The organism is Salmonella sp. 3C, assembly GCF_025426275.1.
Taxonomy (GTDB): domain Bacteria; phylum Pseudomonadota; class Gammaproteobacteria; order Enterobacterales; family Enterobacteriaceae; genus Salmonella; species Salmonella enterica.
This window is the reverse complement of the sequence record NZ_CP104858.1, coordinates 4,776,579-4,792,376: the sequence shown is the minus strand read 5'-3', so window position 1 is coordinate 4,792,376 and position 15,798 is coordinate 4,776,579. Positions and strand designations below refer to the sequence as shown.

Sequence of the window (15,798 nt, the reverse complement as noted above, 5' to 3'; positions counted from 1 at the left end):
GGTTTTTTTACGCTTATTGATGACGCTTACGAAGATTGTCGATCACGGTGGTGAGGTTGAGATCCTGATCCTGCAACAGCACCAGCAGGTGGTACATCAAATCAGACGCTTCATTGGTTAATTCAAAACGATCATTGACGGTGGCCGCCAGCGCGGTTTCCACACCTTCTTCGCCAACTTTTTGCGCAATACGTTTGGTACCGCTGGCGTACAGTTTCGCCGTGTAAGAGCTGGTCGGATCGGCGGTTTTGCGCTCTGCCAGTAGCTGCTCCAGTTGATACAGGAATAACCACTGATGGCTGGCGTCGCCAAAGCAGCTGCTGGTACCTTTGTGGCAGGTCGGCCCGACAGGGTTTGCCAGCACCAGCAGTGTATCGTTGTCGCAATCTGGCGCAATGCTGACGACATTCAGCACATGGCCTGAGGTTTCGCCTTTGGTCCATAAACGCTGTTTCGTGCGTGAGAAGAACGTGACATGGCCGGATTCAATGGTTTTGTCCAGCGCTTGTGGGTTCATATAGCCCAGCATCAATACTTCGCCGGATACCGCATGTTGCACGATGGCTGGCATCAGGCCATCGGTTTTTTCCCAGTCCAGCTCGCGGCGTTGTTGCTCTGTTAACATATCCTGATCTCCACGCCCTGGCCTGCCAGGTACGCTTTTAATTCGCCAATATTGATGATTTGCTTGTGAAAAACGGAGGCGGCAAGCGCGCCGTCGACATCGGCATCACGGAATGCCTCAAGAAAGTGTTCCATCGTGCCCGCGCCGCCGGAGGCGATCAGCGGCACGCGGCAAACGTCACGGACTTTTTTCAACTGCGTCAGATCGTAACCGTTACGCACGCCGTCCTGGTTCATCATATTCAGGACGATTTCCCCCGCGCCGCGCTGTTGTACCTCTTGCACCCAGTCCAGCGTCTCCCACTGCGTCACGCGGGTATGGTTTTCATCGCCGGTATACTGGTTAACATGATATTTCCCCGTGGCGTCGTCAAACCAGGTATCAATCCCGACGACAATGCACTGTACGCCAAAACGGTCAGCCAGACGGGTAATCAGCGTTGGGTCAGCCAGCGCCGGGGAGTTGATAGAGATCTTATCCGCCCCGAAAGAAAGAATTTTGGCGGCGTCGTCAATTGACCGGATACCGCCCGCTACACAAAACGGAATGTCGATCACCTCGGCAACGCGCGCCACCCAGCTTTTATCGACTACGCGACCATCGCTGGAGGCGGTAATGTCATAGAACACCAGTTCGTCCGCGCCTTCGTCGGCATAGCGTTTGGCCAGCGGAACGATATCGCCAATGATCTCATGGTTGCGAAACTGTACGCCTTTCACCACCTGACCATCACGAACATCCAGACACGGAATTATACGTTTTGCCAGCATTGGATGGCCTCCTTAACGGTAAATTTCCCTTCTAACAGAGCGCGTCCGACAATCACGCCGCGCACGCCGGTGCCGCGCAGGGCGGCAATATCATCGATATCGCCAATACCGCCGGAGGATTGAAAGGCGATCTGCGGATATCTGGCGCATACCTCTTCGTACAGCGAAACGTTAGAGCCCGCCAGCGTGCCGTCGCGAGAAATATCGGTACACAGTACATGTTTCAGGCCGACGGGGAGATAGGTCTCCACCAGTTGTTCCAGCGAGACGCCGGAATTTTCCTGCCAGCCGCTAACCGCCACCTGCTTGTTGCCGTGTTCGTCTATGCGAACGTCCAGCGCCAGTACCAGCGCCTGCGCGCCAAAACGTTCAAACCAGCCTTTCACCACGTCAGGGGATTTCACCGCCGTTGAACCGATGACCACACGGGCAACGCCAGCTTTCAGTAATGCCGCAACGTCTTCTTCGGTACGCACGCCGCCGCCGACCTGAACAGGCACGTTCACGCCCGCGACCAGGGTTTTAATCAGCGGTATCTGTCGCTTAGCCGGATCTTTAGCGCCGGTCAGATCTACCAGATGCAGCACCCCGGCGCCCTGGGCGGCGTAATCCTGCAAACGGGGCAGGGGATCGTTACCGTAATCCCGCTGCCGGGCGTAGTCGCCCTGGTGGAGACGCACCACGGTGCCGTCAATTAAATCTAATGCCGGAATAATCATTACATCTCCAGGAAGTTTTTCAGCAACTGTGCGCCCGCCGCGCCCGAACGTTCCGGATGGAACTGTACGCCGAAGAAATTATCTTTCTGTACCGCCGCGGTAAACGGCTCGCCGTAATTGCACTGGGCGATAGTCCACGGGTTGACCGGCATCGCGTAGCTGTGAACAAAGTAAAAATAGGCGCCATCTTCAATGCCCTGAAACAGCCGGTTGCCCGCCTGCGGATACACGCGATTCCAGCCCATGTGCGGCAGCGGCAGACCAAAGTCGGTCATTTTCGGCACGTCTTGTTCGATAATGTTCAGCAGATCCACGCCGCGCGTCTCTTCGCTGCGACGACCCAGCAGTTGCATCCCTAAGCAGATACCCAGTACCGGCTGAGTACACGCTTTAATTAAGTCGATCAGTTCACGTTCGCGCAGTTGATCCATAGCGGCCTGCGCCGTGCCGACGCCGGGCAGAAAGAGTTTGTCAGCGCGTAATACGATTTCCGCTTCGCGGCTGACCACCGGGGTGTAACCGTGGCGCGCCACGGCGGATTTTACCGAGCTTAAATTGGCGCAGCCGGTGTCAAGGATGACGACGTTCATCACAGCACTCCTTTCGAGGACGGTAATGTATCGCCCTCCACGCGAATAGCCTGGCGTAGCGTCCGACCAAAGGCTTTAAACAAACTTTCGACACGGTGGTGATCGTTTTTACCTTTAGTCTTGAGATGCAGAGTGACGCCCATCGTGTAAGAGAGTGAGCGGAAAAAGTGTTCAATCATCTCTGTGCTCAAATCGCCCACACGTTGGTAGGTAAATTCAGCTTTATATTCCAGATGCGGACGACCGGAAATATCCAGCGCGCAGCGCGCCAGACATTCATCCATCGGCAGTACAAAGCCAAAACGACAGATACCGCGTTTGTCGCCAAGTGCCAGTTTTAATGCCTCACCGAGCGCCAGTCCGGTATCTTCTACCGTGTGGTGATCGTCGATATAGAGATCACCCTTAACGGTAATCTCCATGCGAAAGCCGCCGTGGGTGGCGATTTGATCGAGCATATGGTCAAAGAAGCCGACGCCGGTATTAATCTTGCTGTTGCCTTCGCGATCCAGCCAGACGCTGACATCAATCTGTGTCTCTTTGGTGTTGCGGACCACATGCGCATAGCGATCGCGTTTCGTTAGCTGTTCGCCAATCATCGTCCAGTTCAGCGTTTCACGGTGATAGCGTAAACCAGTAATGCCCATATTATCAGCGAGCTGGATATCGGTCGCACGATCGCCAATCACATAGCTGTTAGCGCTATCCATCGCTTGTTCCGCAAGATAACGCTCCACCAGCTTCACTTTGGGCTTGCGGCAGTCGCAATCGTCTGCGGGCAGGTGAGGGCAGATCAGCACCTCATCAAAGCATACGCCCTGAGAGGTGAAAATCTGCATCATCAGGTTGTGCGGTCCGTCGAAGTCCGCCTGCGGGAAGCTTTGCGTGCCAAGTCCATCCTGGTTAGTGATCATCACCAGCTTAAAACCGGCTTTTTGCAGCTTCAGCAATACGGGAATCACCTCTGGCTCAAAGGCCAGTTTATCAAAGCGGTCTACCTGAAAATCGCTCGGCGGTTCGGAAATTAAGGTTCCGTCCCGGTCGATGAAAAGATACTTCTGACTCATACTGGCTCCGCACGTAAGGCGTCAATGACGCGCTGGTTTTCCTGGCGGGTGCCGACCGTAATCCGCAGGCAGCCGCTTAAAGAAGGTTGTTTATTCTGATCGCGTAAGATAATGCCCTGATCCCATAAGGATTTAAACACGCTGCTGGAGGCGGTAAACCGCGCCAGAATATAGTTGGTTTCAGAGTCAAAGACGTGTTCTACGCAGGCGGTCTGTTGCAGGGCATTCACCAGATACTGACGTTCCTGCACTGTCTGCGCCACGCGATCGCGCATTGCGTTTATTCCCTGCGGGCTCAGCGCCTGGGCGGCGATATCCGCCACTGGCGTAGAAAGCGGATAAGGGGCGATCACTTTTAACAGCAGGTTGATCACCTCTTCATTAGCCAGTGTAAAGCCGCAGCGCAGACCCGCCAGCGCAAAAGCTTTCGACAATGTGCGCAGGATAACCAGATGAGGATATTCAACCAGCCAGCCTGTCAGCGTGGCCTGCGGGCAAAACTCAATATAAGCTTCGTCGGCGACGACTATCGCTTTACCGCGTGTCAACTCCAGCAGCGTGCGCAGATCCTGCGGGTTGATAAGTTGTCCGGTAGGATTATTGGGGCTACAAACGAACACCACTTTTGTGCCGTCAAGGTTGTCGGAAATCCCCTGTAGATCCAGCTGCCAGTTTTCAAGCGCGGGAACCGTCCGGCGCTCTACGCCAAGGGTTTCGGCGCTGACGCTGTACATACCATAAGTGGGCGGACAGTAGAGAATGGCGTCTTTCCCCGGTTCGCAGAAGGCGCGGATCACCAGTTCGATCCCTTCATCCGCGCCGCGGCTGACCAGCACCTGCTCCGGCTTTACGCCAGCATATTGCGCGTAGTTTTCAATCACGGCCTTTGGCTGGCATTCCGGGTAGCGGTTAAGCGTTTGTTGGGTGAGCTGAAACTCCACCGCTGTCGGGAATTCATTCGCGTTCAGCCAGACATCGCCGTTACCGCCCAGACGGCGGGCGGACTGATACGGTACCAGGTTGCGGACATTTTCACGGGCTAAGTCAGCGACGCTGAGAGTGTTTTCAGTGCTCATGCTTGCTCCTTGAGGGCGTTTACGCGCAGGGTCACGGCATTTTTATGGGCGGTCAGACGTTCTGCCGCCGCCAATGTTTCAATGGTTGATGCCAGAGCGGAAAAGCCCGCTTTCGACAGTTCCTGAACGGTCATCCGTTTCTGGAAATCCGCTAACCCAAGGCTGGAACAGGTAGCAGTATAGCCATAGGTCGGTAAGACATGGTTGGTTCCGGAAGCGTAATCACCGGCGGATTCCGGCGACCAGTCGCCGAGAAATACCGAGCCTGCGCTGGTAATCGCATCCACCAAATCGCGCGCATTGCGCGTCTGGATGATTAAGTGTTCCGGCCCATACTGATTAGAGATGGCGACGCACTGCGCTAAATCTTTGGTCACAATCAGACGACTGGCGCTCAGGGCCTGCCGGGCGGTGTCCGCGCGCGGCAGTTCCGCCAGTTGACGTTCTACCGCCTCCGCCACCTTGCGGGCAATGTCAGCATCAGGCGTCAGCAGGATCATCTGGGAATCCGGGCCGTGCTCAGCCTGGGAGAGCAGGTCAGAAGCGACGAAATCCGGTGTTGCGCCGCTGTCTGCGATCACCAGTACTTCAGACGGCCCGGCTGGCATATCGATAGCCGCGCCGTCGAGACGCTGGCTGACCTGACGCTTGGCTTCGGTTACAAAGGCGTTGCCGGGGCCAAAAATTTTATCCACTTTCGGTACGGACTCGCTGCCGAAGGCCAGAGCGGCAATCGCCTGCGCGCCGCCGACGTTAAAGATTTCCTGCACGCCACACAGTTGCGCCGCATAGAGGATTTCATCAGCGATGGGCGGCGGCGAGCACAGAACCACCTTCTGGCATCCCGCAATGCGCGCCGGCGTCGCCAGCATCAGCACCGTTGAGAAGAGCGGAGCCGAGCCGCCGGGAATATACAGACCGACAGACGAGACGGGACGCGTAACCTGCTGACAACGTACGCCTGGCTGGGTTTCCACATCTACAGGCGGTAGCGTCTGCGCGGAATGGAACGTTTCAATATTTTTGACGGCAGCGGCCATCGCCTGTTTTAATTCGTCGCTCAGACGCGCGCCGGCGGCGGCGATCTCTTCAGGGGTGACGCGTAGCGCTGTCACTTCTGTTTTATCAAATTTAGCGCTGTATTCACGCAGGGCATCGTCACCGCGTGTTTTTACATTATCCAGAATATCGCTGACCGTCCGGGTAATACTGTCAGAGGCGGAAATCGCCGGACGCGTCAGCAGCGCACGCTGCTGTTCAGGGCTACAGCTGTTCCAGTCAATCAGGGTATTGAAGCTCATGGTCTTTACTCCATCACAGGGTTCCGCCTTATCCGGCCTACAGAACCCAAAATATCAACGCATTACGTAGGCCTGATAAGCGCAGCGCCATCAGGCGTCAGATCACTCCATCATCTTCTCGATCGGCAGTACCAGAATCGAGCTGGCGCCAAGCGCTTTCAGTTTCTCCATGGTTTCCCAGAACAACGTTTCGCTGCTGACCATGTGCATCGCCACGCGCTGTTGCTCGCCTGCCAGCGGCAGAATTGTCGGCCTTTCGGCGCCTGGCAGCAGGGCGATAACCTCTTCCAGGCGTTCACTTGGCGCGTGCATCATGATGTATTTCGATTCGCGCGCCTGAATCACGCCCTGAATACGGGTCAGCAATTTATCGATCAGCTGCTGCTTGCTCTGTGCCATCTCACCGTCGCGCTGAATCAGACAGGCTTTAGAGCGGTAGATAACTTCGACTTCACGCAGGCCGTTAGCTTCAAGCGTCGCGCCGGTAGAGACCAAATCGCAGATAGCGTCGGCCAGCCCCGCGCGCGGCGCGACTTCGACAGAACCATTTAACAGACACGATTTAAAAGAGACGCCTTTCTGGTCGAGGTAGCGTTTGAGGAGGTGCGGATAAGAGGTAGCGATACGTTTACCGTCCAGCGCCGCCGGGCCGTCCCAGGCTTCGTCAACCGGCGTTGCCAGTGATAAACGGCAGCCGCCGAAGTCAAGACGGCGCAGGGTTAAATAGCGTGGATCTTCGCCCTGCGCGCGGCGGTTGAGTAGCTCTTCTTCCAGCACGTTTTCGCCGATAATGCCGAGATCGACCACGCCATCCATCACCAGACCCGGAATGTCATCATCACGCACGCGCAGGATATCAATCGGCATGTTTTCCGCCATCGCAATCAGGCGCTGAGTGTGTAAATTAATTTTTATGCCGCAGCGGGCCAGCAATTCTCGTGAATCATCGCTTAAACGGCCTGATTTCTGAATAGCTATGCGTAAGCGGGTGTTGTCTAACATTCTGCGTTCCTCTTTATCCTGTCTGAACCGGTCTGTATCGCGCGCCAAAAAAAAGCCCCCGGAAGATGATCTTCCGGGGGCTTTCTCATGCGTTCATGCACCACTGGAAGATCTGAATGTCTTCCAGCACACATCGCCTGAAAGACTAGTCAGGATGATGGTGATGATGGTGGTGTTTAAATTGAACGCGTGTCATAAAAATTCCGATGAATGCTTATTCATTTGATACCTTTTAACCTAAACCACTTTTACGCCTTAAAGCAAGCGCTTTTTTCATTTCGCATTTATAGTATGAATTGTCAGTCACGGCGGGCTGGCGTAGCCTTATGTATAAGGCGTTAAAGTCAGGAGAAAATGGATGAAAAAGGTCGCAATTGTCGGTTTAGGTTGGTTAGGCATGCCGCTGGCAATGTCGCTGGCAGCGAGAGGCTGGCAGGTTACCGGCAGCAAAACCACCCTTGACGGGGTGGAAGCGGCCCGTATGAGTGGAATTGAAAGCTATCCGCTGCGTCTGGAGCCGGAGCTGGTCTGTGAGGCGGACGATCTTGACGCTCTGTTGGATGTCGATGCGCTGGTGATAACACTGCCCGCGCGCCGTAGCGGTCCGGGAGAGGATTTTTATCTGCAGGCGATGCAGGAGCTGGTCGACAGCGCGCTGGCTTATCGTATCCCGCGTATTATTTTTACCAGTTCGACGTCTGTTTACGGCGATGCGCAAGGCGTGGTGAAAGAGAATACGCCGCGTAATCCGGTCACGGCCAGCGGGCGTACCCTGAAGGAACTGGAAGATTGGCTGCATAATCTGCCGGGCACGTCAGTGGATATTCTGCGGCTGGCGGGGTTGGTCGGGCCTGGACGCCATCCCGGTCGTTTCTTTGCCGGAAAAACCGCGCCGGATGGTCAACACGGGGTCAATCTGGTGCATCTTGAAGACGTGGTTGGCGCAATTACCCTTTTGCTACAGGCGCCAAAAGGGGGGCACATCTATAATATATGTGCGCCGGCGCATCCAGCCCGCAACGTGTTTTATCCGCAAATGACGCGCTTGCTGGGAATGGCGCCGCCGCATTTTCGTGACGCACCGGACAACGGCAAAGGGAAGATTATCGACGGTAGCCGGATTTGTAATGAGCTGGGATTTGAATATCAATATCCCGATCCGCTGGTGATGCCGATGGAGTGAGTCGCTGTCCAGCAGGTGGTCGCCATATAGCGCAAGGGGACGAGTATGAAACCACTGCTGGACGTTCTGATTATTCTTGATGCGTTAGAAAAAGAAGGCAGCTTCGCGGCGGCGTCGGCAAAATTATTTAAAACGCCGTCCGCCCTCAGTTATACCGTTCATAAGCTGGAAAACGATCTTAATATCCAACTGCTCGACCGTAGCGGGCATCGCGCGCGATTTACGCGAACCGGTAAGATGCTACTGGAAAAAGGCCGTGAAGTGCTGCACACCGTTCGCGAGCTGGAAAAGCAGGCGATTAAACTGCATGAAGGCTGGGAGAACGAACTGGTCATCGGTGTGGATGATACCTTTCCCTTTTCTCTTCTGGCCCCGCTTATCGACGCTTTTTATCAACGCCACAGCGTGACGCGCCTTAAATTTGTCAATGGCGTTCTCGGCGGTTCATGGGAGACGCTGACGCAGGGAAGGGCGGATATTATTGTTGGCGCCATGCGCGCGCCGCCGCCTGACACCGGCTTTGGCTTTGCAAGACTGGGCGATCTTGAACTGGTGTTTGCTGTCGCTCCGCATCATCCGCTGGTTCATGAAGAGGAACCGCTTAGCCGCCAGACGATCAAACGTTTTCGCGCGATTGTGGTTGGCGATAGCGTCCATTCCTCGCGATCAATAGGGTCTGAACTGCTCGACGCTCAGGAAGCGATTACCGTGTTTGATTTTAAAACCAAGCTGGAGCTGCAAATTAGCGGCCTGGGATGCGGCTATTTACCGCGTTATCTGGCGCAGCGATTTTTGGAAAGCGGCGCGCTTATAGAGAAGAAAGTTGTGGCGCAAATCGTCTATGAACCGGTGTGGGTTGGCTGGAATGAACAGACCGCCGGGCTGGCCAGCGGCTGGTGGCGGGATGAAATTTTAGCAAATAATGCTATTGCTGGGGTGTATGCAAAATCGCCGGTTTAAAAATCAATCGCTTATGAAAAATAATTTTTTGAACGCGCTCGCATTCTCTTGTCATTTCACTTCAATTTAGGGCAGAATACGCCGCTTGCAAAAAATGACACTAACCGACGTTTTAATACGCGTCGGTTATTTTTTTGCTTCAAACACATCATTCAATACCAAGAGGCCGGGCTTCGTACCGGATAGATACTTACTTAAAAATCGACAGTTGTTGTCGCTGAGGAATCCAGAAAATGGGGCAATTTTTTGCTTACGCGACGGCATTCGCCGTAAAGGAGAATGACCATGTCGCATAACGTTACTCCAAACACCTCTCGCGTGGAATTACGTAAAACGCTTACGTTAGTTCCGGTTGTAATGATGGGTCTTGCCTATATGCAGCCGATGACGCTGTTCGATACATTTGGTATCGTTTCAGGCCTCACTGACGGTCACGTACCGACGGCGTATGCATTCGCGTTAATCGCGATTCTGTTTACGGCGTTGAGCTACGGGAAACTGGTGCGTCGCTATCCTTCCGCGGGTTCGGCGTACACCTATGCCCAGAAATCCATCAGCCCGACCGTTGGCTTTATGGTGGGTTGGTCTTCTCTGCTCGATTACCTGTTCGCGCCGATGATCAACATTCTGTTGGCGAAAATTTATTTTGAAGCGCTGGTGCCCTCCATTCCGTCATGGGTGTTTGTCGTGGCGCTGGTGGCCTTTATGACGGCCTTTAACCTGCGCAGCCTCAAATCGGTCGCTAACTTCAACACCGTGATTGTAGTGCTACAGGTGGTGCTGATTGCGGTCATTCTGGGCATGGTGGTTTATGGCGTATTTGAAGGCGAAGGCGCCGGTACGCTGGCGAGCACCCGTCCGTTCTGGTCCGGCGATGCGCACGTTATCCCGATGATTACGGGAGCGACGATCCTGTGCTTCTCCTTTACCGGCTTTGACGGCATCAGTAACCTGTCGGAAGAGACCAAAGATGCTGAGCGCGTGATCCCGCGTGCGATTTTTCTGACCGCGCTGATTGGCGGCCTGATCTTCATCTTTGCAACCTATTTCCTGCAATTGTACTTCCCGGATATCTCTCGCTTTAAAGATCCGGATGCGTCTCAGCCGGAAATCATGCTGTACGTGGCGGGTAAAACCTTCCAGGTGGGCGCGCTGATCTTCTCTACTATCACCGTACTGGCTTCCGGTATGGCGGCGCATGCAGGCGTAGCGCGCCTGATGTACGTAATGGGGCGCGACGGCGTATTCCCGAAAAGCTTCTTCGGTTACGTTCATCCGAAATGGCGTACGCCAGCGATGAACATCATCCTGGTCGGGGCGATCGCGCTGCTAGCGATTAATTTTGACCTGGTGATGGCGACGGCGCTGATTAACTTTGGTGCGCTGGTCGCGTTTACCTTTGTTAACCTGTCGGTGATTTCGCAGTTCTGGATCCGTGAGAAGCGTAATAAAACGTTGAAAGATCACTTCCAGTATCTGTTCCTGCCCATGTGCGGCGCGCTCACGGTTGGTGCGTTGTGGGTTAACCTGGAAGAGAGCTCAATGGTACTGGGCCTGATCTGGGCGGGTATCGGGCTGATTTATCTGGCGTGCGTAACTAAAAGCTTCCGCAACCCGGTTCCACAGTACGAAGACGTCGCGTAATCGCGCGTATTATCGGCAATAGTAAAACCGGAGGCAGTGCCTCCGGTTTTTTGTTTGTCATCCAGCATGTTTACCGGATGGCGGCGTCACTCTTTATCCGATCTGGATTAACAATGCTCGTCAGGCATTGGTCAATTACACAATCTCAGTTGCGTACTGCCACAGTGATTTCAGCAACCCCAGCTTCGTTTTATCTTCCGCATACTGCTGAGAAAGCATCTGCAATTCATTGGCATATTGTTGTAAAAACTCCGGCGTCAGCACCTGACGGCGATGCTCTAGCCAGCGCTGCTGCTCTGCGTCATCCAGCGTACCGGGAAAATTGCGTGCGCGGTAATTAAACAGCAGCTTCTCAATGCGCTTATCGACAAAGGTAATATCCAGCGCGGGCAGGTTACGCGGCTCGGTTTCGAGTACGATTTTCATGGCTGCGCGATCGGCATCGCTGAAAAAACCATCATAGAGCTGGGCATCAACGTTATCCGAGGCGGCAAAAGGTTCGGCTTCGGCAAAAATCGCCACCACTTTGTCGCGGACCTGCGGGTTTTCACGCAACACTTTCAGGTTATCCAGGCAGTGCTGGCGGTTAATTCCCAGCCGGTCGGCATCCTCCGGGCGCAAGGTATTCGCCTGCGCCAGTACCGGACATTTATTGATATGCACCAGCTTTACCGGCACTGCGACGTGATCGCCAAGATCGGCTTTGGCCGTATAAAGCCGCTCGCGAAGGGTGTCGCTGTCCAGCTCAAGAAGAGGAGAAATATCGCCTGCTAAATCGACCATGATCACCGCGTTACGGTTTTCAGGATGCCACGCCAGCGGCGCGACCCAGCTTGTATTACCGCGCCACGCGCCAAACATGCCGGAGACATGCACCAGCGGCTTCATCTGCGGAACGTCAATCAGCGCCGCCAGTTTATGTTTACTGCGGTGGCTATAAAGATAATCAAACAGTCGCGGCTGGCGTGTTTTCACCAGTTGCGCCATCGCAATAGTGGCGTAGACATCCGCCATCGCATCATGCGCGTTGCTGTGTTCGATCCCGTTCGCCTGGGTTAAATGTTCCAGACGAAAGCTGGGCAGGCCGTCGTCGTTTTCCGGCCAGTTAATTCCCTCCGGGCGCAGCGCATAACAGGCGCGCATGACATCCAATAGATCCCAACGTGAATTATCATGCTGCCAGCTCCAGGCATAGGGATCGTAAAAGTTGCGATAAAAAATATTGCGCGTGACTTCATCATCAAAGCGCACATTGTTGTAGCCCACAACGCAGGTTTTAGGAACGGTAAACAGCGCATGAATGCGTCTGGCGAAAGCGGCTTCGTTTTCTCCTTTCTCACGCGCTTCCTGCGGCGTGATGCCGGTAATCAGCACCGCGCCGGGCTGCGGTAGATAATCATCGGCGGGTTTGCAATAAAACACCTCCGGCTCGCCAATAACGTTGAAGTCGTTATCCGTACGGAGCGCGGCGAATTGCGCAGGTCTGTCGAGGGCCGGATGCGTACCGAAGGTTTCGTAATCGTGGAAGAGGAATGTGCTCTGTATGCTGTCGTTTTTAACTGTCACTTGATGTACACGCCTGATGTTATCTGTATATGAAATATTTTATTCTTTTATTTTGTCGTTGATTGATTGTATTTGTACACCAATTGATATTGTTGCTAATGTTCGTACATGCGATGGTGAGTACATAAACATTAAAATCATTGAGTACAAAATACTAAAATGATCATCAGCGACACTAAGCTACGCTCCCTCTATGGTAAACCATATTCCGGCCCATCTGAAATTACTGATTCTGATTTAGTACTGTATGGAATTTAGGCCAGGGTCAATCTGGCCGGGATCTCAAAAAATGCATGGACTAAAACGGGTCTATTTACAGAGGGACACAACGCTGTGTCCCTTAACTCCATGCGGGTTGAGGCTGGACTACGCCCAGGACAGTGGCAGGATGGATGACAGAACACTCGGGAAATATTTTCTGGCATGACGTTGCATACTATCCGCCACAACGCTGGTACAGGTAAAGGCGCCATGGAGGCCGTGAAAACGGTCGGACCAGTCGGTAAACTGTTCGCTGGACGGGAATATCGCCGGAGACAGCTCCCAGGCTTTCTGCATCAGCGCCTCCGCATAGCCTCTCAGGGCGGGCGGAGAGTCATGCTCAGTGCCGAAAATGGCGCTGGAGGAATAGCGTGCGAATGCGGTACTGAGACAGAACAGGGTTTCCGCCTGCTTCTGTGGGGTGGCGTCCGTCAGGTGATAAGCACTGAGGATGTGCTGGTAGTGTGCCGGGCTGAGTTTGCCTTCAGGAAGCAAGGGGGCAAAAATGGTGGCCAGACGCGACACTGAGGCATCATCAATCAACTTCACGGTGGAATGTTTCTGGTTCGTGGCGGCAATAAACTGCTGGTTCAGCTCCCCGTGCTCTTCAGTGCTGAGGATGATATCAATCAGCTCCCCAAAGCGTCGCTGCGTGGCCTGCTGATTAAATGCGGCGAGAAACACCGGAAAGTCATGACGGAATAACTCTACCGGAGAGATTTGCGCGGTGGAAACGTTCTCTCCGGCTCGCAGCAGGTAAAAGTTGTCCCATGCAGTGTCAGGAGTAGGGTTTAGCATTGTTAACAGCGTGTCAGTGGAGAGCATCATCGCCGTGTCTGAATCTTGGGAGGAAAGCAGCAGGAAATTATCTGCAGCGCGGGTTGTCCAGTCCGAGCTGCCGTCATAATTGCCGAAGAGCCCATTATGGATGTGGGGAGACACCGCCGGGTGAGCAAGATACTGTTCATAAAGCGCTGCAGCTTTCTGGCGGGTGCCATCAGTGCAGTCCACGCCTGTCATACAGTGTAAAATCACCTGATTAAAGAGTCCGCTGTGAGTGGTCATGGCGGCGCTGTTCCTGTCAAACGAATCCAGCAACACTGGCAGTATGCGCTGCTGATAATATGTGTCAGGAGTCGGCAGGGGAACGTCATTATAGGTCTGGCACTGGTGGGCAAAAAAACGTTCCTGAACAGGCCCGAGCCACTCGCGGATAAGCGCACTTTGCGTATAGGGAGGGTGGGCCAGTACGCTTACCAGCGAACTTTCAACTGGCCGGATACATGCCTCTGTTAAGCGGCCACCCCGCAATGACTTAACCAGGTCTTCCATTGCCTGGACTTTTTCCTGACTGTATTTATCGGGCAGGCTGTCAATGGTCATCAGAATACTTTTACCATTATTGTGCTCATGATTTAAAAATCCATCCACAGCGTTCTCAGTCCAAAGGAGTGGCATTTGCAGCCAGATATCACCTAGACGAATAAAATTTCCGCCCCCTGACACTGACGGAGGTGATGAATTATCCGGTTCATTTAAAATAACGCCAGAGAGGTTGGCTTTGTGACGTATAAGCGTATTTTTTAATGTTGTATCAATAAAAGAGGGCTGTTGTTGTGTAGTAATTGAATACTGTAAAACCACTTCATTCATGTCTGAATTACTAAATTTCGTATTACTGCAGACTACATCACTCAGTGTCGAATAAGTGAATCGGCATTCGTCAAAATGTAAATGAGATATATCAGAATAAGTAAATTTTGAATTTGAAAAGTTGAACCCCTTAATAATATCGCCGTCTCGCTCCATGAAGCTGGGGGGCAATATTTTGCTGAATGTAATATTACGGAAATCTGCGTTTGAAAAATCGCGATCTGCGGCCGTAAGGGTTTCTCCGGCTTTCTGTCGTAAAACTGCATCTGTGAGTTTCTTAGCCCAGTCGGCAGGTGATGACGGGGAAGACGTAGCCTGAAGTGAGAGGGAGGGGGATACTGGTGGTGTTCTACCTTCAGAAACCGTGGGCCTGTTATTGGCTGATACAGAGACTCCACCGGGGAGCGGGGCCGCACCTGTCATTCTGTAATTATAATCACATGTTTGATTTGCAATATGCTTACGCATGAATGCTGCATTCATTTTTGAGACATCTTCTGCTGAAATATTTTTCTTGCCTGCATTATTTGTATCTTTAATATTTTTAACAGTAATCAATGTTTTGTTTAAGGTGTTTTTATCTTTCGGCTGAAAGAAGTCTTTTATTTTTTGTGGTAACGCGAACTCAATCGGTGAGTCCTTTCCTGTTTTAAATTTTTCATTTAAAGATGTATGCGTGTTTTTAACACTGGTTATTTTTGAGGCGAGCCCGTTTTTCGTATGTTCACGAATAGAGGTAATTAATTTTTTAACCTGGTTAGGAATAGTAGAAAAATTAATTGCGCCTGATGATATCTTCATTAGAATTCCTTATCAACATCATTATGAAAAAACGGTCTGGATTTTTAACGCCTTAAAAGTAAGCTTCATATGTCGGTATGGCGATGGAGATCACAATTCACCATGTTATCTGGCAGGTTTCTTTCAGAAAGTGTCCATCCTGTCATCATGTCACCGTATTGTGGGACGCTGACGTATCTGCGGAAAAATCAAGGCATAAGGGAGCGGGTCGGGTAACGAAGCCCGTGTGCACGCAAAAGTAAACCCGCTTCGATGCTCAACCAGCGTTTTTCACCGGCATTCGGGATATCGTCGGCGGACGTTCCGGCGCGTATGAGAAAGAACTGCGTAAAGCGCGTGAAATCGCTTTTCAGGAAATAATCGTTTTCTTTTAAATATTATTACGTGTTATTGGAATTGTATCATTTTTATAATTAACAGTGGGTTGTTTGGTAATTCTGCTGATTATTCGATGACAGTCCATGTGCGTGTTCAGAAAATGTAAAATATTTATAAAATAAAAGGTTTTATCGTGTTGGCATGCTCATTTTAACAACTATTTCAAATTGTGATTGAAGCCGACATTTCATAATACAAATTA

The 15,798-nt window shown here is 52.5% G+C and carries 15 protein-coding genes, 2 pseudogenes and 1 other annotated feature; of the genes and pseudogenes, 6 read left to right on the top strand and 11 right to left on the bottom strand.

The features are described 5' to 3' along the window. Positions 1 to 13: 13 nt before the first annotated feature. The 9 genes from hisIE to hisL form a co-directional block, all read right to left on the bottom strand. A complete protein-coding gene (gene hisIE, locus N7E69_RS23505) occupies positions 14 to 625 on the bottom strand; it encodes a bifunctional phosphoribosyl-AMP cyclohydrolase/phosphoribosyl-ATP diphosphatase HisIE (RefSeq protein WP_000954848.1) in 612 nt (203 codons plus the stop codon). Then, the gene (gene hisF, locus N7E69_RS23500) at positions 619 to 1,395 is read right to left on the bottom strand and encodes an imidazole glycerol phosphate synthase subunit HisF (RefSeq protein ID WP_000880124.1); all 777 of its coding nucleotides are present in this window, start codon (positions 1,393 to 1,395) and stop codon (positions 619 to 621) included. The genes hisIE and hisF overlap by 7 nt, the downstream gene beginning before the upstream one ends. Then, positions 1,377 to 2,114, bottom strand: a complete 738-nt coding sequence (hisA, locus tag N7E69_RS23495; RefSeq protein ID WP_000586406.1) for a 1-(5-phosphoribosyl)-5-[(5-phosphoribosylamino)methylideneamino]imidazole-4-carboxamide isomerase — start codon at positions 2,112 to 2,114, stop codon at positions 1,377 to 1,379. Before hisA ends, hisF begins: the two co-directional genes overlap by 19 nt. After that, a complete protein-coding gene (gene hisH, locus N7E69_RS23490) occupies positions 2,114 to 2,704 on the bottom strand; it encodes an imidazole glycerol phosphate synthase subunit HisH (protein WP_001103591.1) in 591 nt (196 codons plus the stop codon). The genes hisA and hisH overlap by 1 nt, the downstream gene beginning before the upstream one ends. Continuing rightward, the gene (gene hisB, locus N7E69_RS23485; protein ID WP_000080044.1) at positions 2,704 to 3,771 is read right to left on the bottom strand and encodes a bifunctional histidinol-phosphatase/imidazoleglycerol-phosphate dehydratase HisB; all 1,068 of its coding nucleotides are present in this window, start codon (positions 3,769 to 3,771) and stop codon (positions 2,704 to 2,706) included. Before hisB ends, hisH begins: the two co-directional genes overlap by 1 nt. Continuing rightward, entirely contained in the window at positions 3,768 to 4,847 is a 1,080-nt protein-coding gene (gene hisC, locus N7E69_RS23480; protein WP_000102717.1) for a histidinol-phosphate transaminase, read from the bottom strand. The genes hisB and hisC overlap by 4 nt, the downstream gene beginning before the upstream one ends. Then, positions 4,844 to 6,148: a histidinol dehydrogenase gene (gene hisD, locus N7E69_RS23475; protein WP_000009624.1), complete on the bottom strand. Its 1,305-nt coding sequence runs from the start codon at positions 6,146 to 6,148 to the stop codon at positions 4,844 to 4,846. The genes hisC and hisD overlap by 4 nt, the downstream gene beginning before the upstream one ends. 102 nt (positions 6,149 to 6,250) lie before the next feature. Continuing rightward, positions 6,251 to 7,150: an ATP phosphoribosyltransferase gene (gene hisG / locus N7E69_RS23470; RefSeq protein ID WP_000886604.1), complete on the bottom strand. Its 900-nt coding sequence runs from the start codon at positions 7,148 to 7,150 to the stop codon at positions 6,251 to 6,253. Between the two features lie 46 nt (positions 7,151 to 7,196). Beyond that, positions 7,197 to 7,320: a sequence feature (His leader region), on the bottom strand. Next, the gene (hisL, locus tag N7E69_RS23465) at positions 7,296 to 7,346 is read right to left on the bottom strand and encodes a his operon leader peptide (RefSeq protein ID WP_001364200.1); all 51 of its coding nucleotides are present in this window, start codon (positions 7,344 to 7,346) and stop codon (positions 7,296 to 7,298) included. It overlaps the preceding feature by 25 nt. 162 nt (positions 7,347 to 7,508) lie before the next feature. Between hisL and N7E69_RS23460 the strand changes: the two genes are divergently transcribed. The 4 genes from N7E69_RS23460 (at position 7,509) to plaP (ending at position 10,937) form a co-directional block, all read left to right on the top strand. After that, on the top strand, positions 7,509 to 8,333 hold the full coding sequence (locus N7E69_RS23460) for an SDR family oxidoreductase (protein ID WP_000754712.1): 825 nt from the start codon (positions 7,509 to 7,511) through the stop codon (positions 8,331 to 8,333). 45 nt (positions 8,334 to 8,378) lie between these two features. Then, positions 8,379 to 9,293: a LysR family transcriptional regulator gene (locus N7E69_RS23455; RefSeq protein ID WP_000803316.1), complete on the top strand. Its 915-nt coding sequence runs from the start codon at positions 8,379 to 8,381 to the stop codon at positions 9,291 to 9,293. Positions 9,294 to 9,526: 233 nt separating this feature from the next. Further along, positions 9,527 to 9,589 carry a membrane protein YoeI gene (yoeI, locus tag N7E69_RS23450; protein WP_096335044.1) on the top strand — a complete coding sequence of 21 codons (63 nt, stop codon included), beginning with the start codon at positions 9,527 to 9,529 and terminating at the stop codon, positions 9,587 to 9,589. Next, positions 9,579 to 10,937 carry a putrescine/proton symporter PlaP gene (gene plaP / locus N7E69_RS23445; RefSeq protein WP_001519005.1) on the top strand — a complete coding sequence of 453 codons (1,359 nt, stop codon included), beginning with the start codon at positions 9,579 to 9,581 and terminating at the stop codon, positions 10,935 to 10,937. The genes yoeI and plaP overlap by 11 nt, the downstream gene beginning before the upstream one ends. Before the next feature lie 135 nt (positions 10,938 to 11,072). Here the strand turns inward: plaP and sbcB are convergent, their stop codons facing one another. After that, entirely contained in the window at positions 11,073 to 12,503 is a 1,431-nt protein-coding gene (sbcB, locus tag N7E69_RS23440; RefSeq protein WP_000216702.1) for an exodeoxyribonuclease I, read from the bottom strand. 159 nt (positions 12,504 to 12,662) lie between these two features. Here sbcB and N7E69_RS23435 point away from each other — a divergent pair. Further along, positions 12,663 to 12,740 (top strand): annotated as a pseudogene (locus N7E69_RS23435) (hypothetical protein); the annotation flags it as partial. 129 nt (positions 12,741 to 12,869) lie between these two features. On the opposite strand, the gene sopA reads toward N7E69_RS23435, so the two are convergent. After that, positions 12,870 to 15,218: an SPI-1 type III secretion system effector HECT-type E3 ubiquitin transferase SopA gene (gene sopA, locus N7E69_RS23430; protein WP_000703992.1), complete on the bottom strand. Its 2,349-nt coding sequence runs from the start codon at positions 15,216 to 15,218 to the stop codon at positions 12,870 to 12,872. 266 nt (positions 15,219 to 15,484) lie between these two features. Here sopA and N7E69_RS23425 point away from each other — a divergent pair. Beyond that, positions 15,485 to 15,577 (top strand): annotated as a pseudogene (locus N7E69_RS23425) (heavy metal-binding domain-containing protein); the annotation flags it as partial. Between the last annotated feature and the right edge of the window lie 221 nt (positions 15,578 to 15,798).

Coding starts and splice junctions, on each gene's coding strand:
- hisIE (WP_000954848.1), bottom strand. CDS start 625: ATGTTAACAGAGCAACAACGCCGCGAGCTGGACTGGGAAAAAACCGAT.
- hisF (WP_000880124.1), bottom strand. CDS start 1,395: ATGCTGGCAAAACGTATAATTCCGTGTCTGGATGTTCGTGATGGTCAG.
- hisA (WP_000586406.1), bottom strand. CDS start 2,114: ATGATTATTCCGGCATTAGATTTAATTGACGGCACCGTGGTGCGTCTC.
- hisH (WP_001103591.1), bottom strand. CDS start 2,704: ATGAACGTCGTCATCCTTGACACCGGCTGCGCCAATTTAAGCTCGGTA.
- hisB (WP_000080044.1), bottom strand. CDS start 3,771: ATGAGTCAGAAGTATCTTTTCATCGACCGGGACGGAACCTTAATTTCC.
- hisC (WP_000102717.1), bottom strand. CDS start 4,847: ATGAGCACTGAAAACACTCTCAGCGTCGCTGACTTAGCCCGTGAAAAT.
- hisD (WP_000009624.1), bottom strand. CDS start 6,148: ATGAGCTTCAATACCCTGATTGACTGGAACAGCTGTAGCCCTGAACAG.
- hisG (WP_000886604.1), bottom strand. CDS start 7,150: ATGTTAGACAACACCCGCTTACGCATAGCTATTCAGAAATCAGGCCGT.
- N7E69_RS23460 (WP_000754712.1), top strand. CDS start 7,509: ATGAAAAAGGTCGCAATTGTCGGTTTAGGTTGGTTAGGCATGCCGCTG.
- N7E69_RS23455 (WP_000803316.1), top strand. CDS start 8,379: ATGAAACCACTGCTGGACGTTCTGATTATTCTTGATGCGTTAGAAAAA.
- plaP (WP_001519005.1), top strand. CDS start 9,579: ATGTCGCATAACGTTACTCCAAACACCTCTCGCGTGGAATTACGTAAA.
- sopA (WP_000703992.1), bottom strand. CDS start 15,218: ATGAAGATATCATCAGGCGCAATTAATTTTTCTACTATTCCTAACCAG.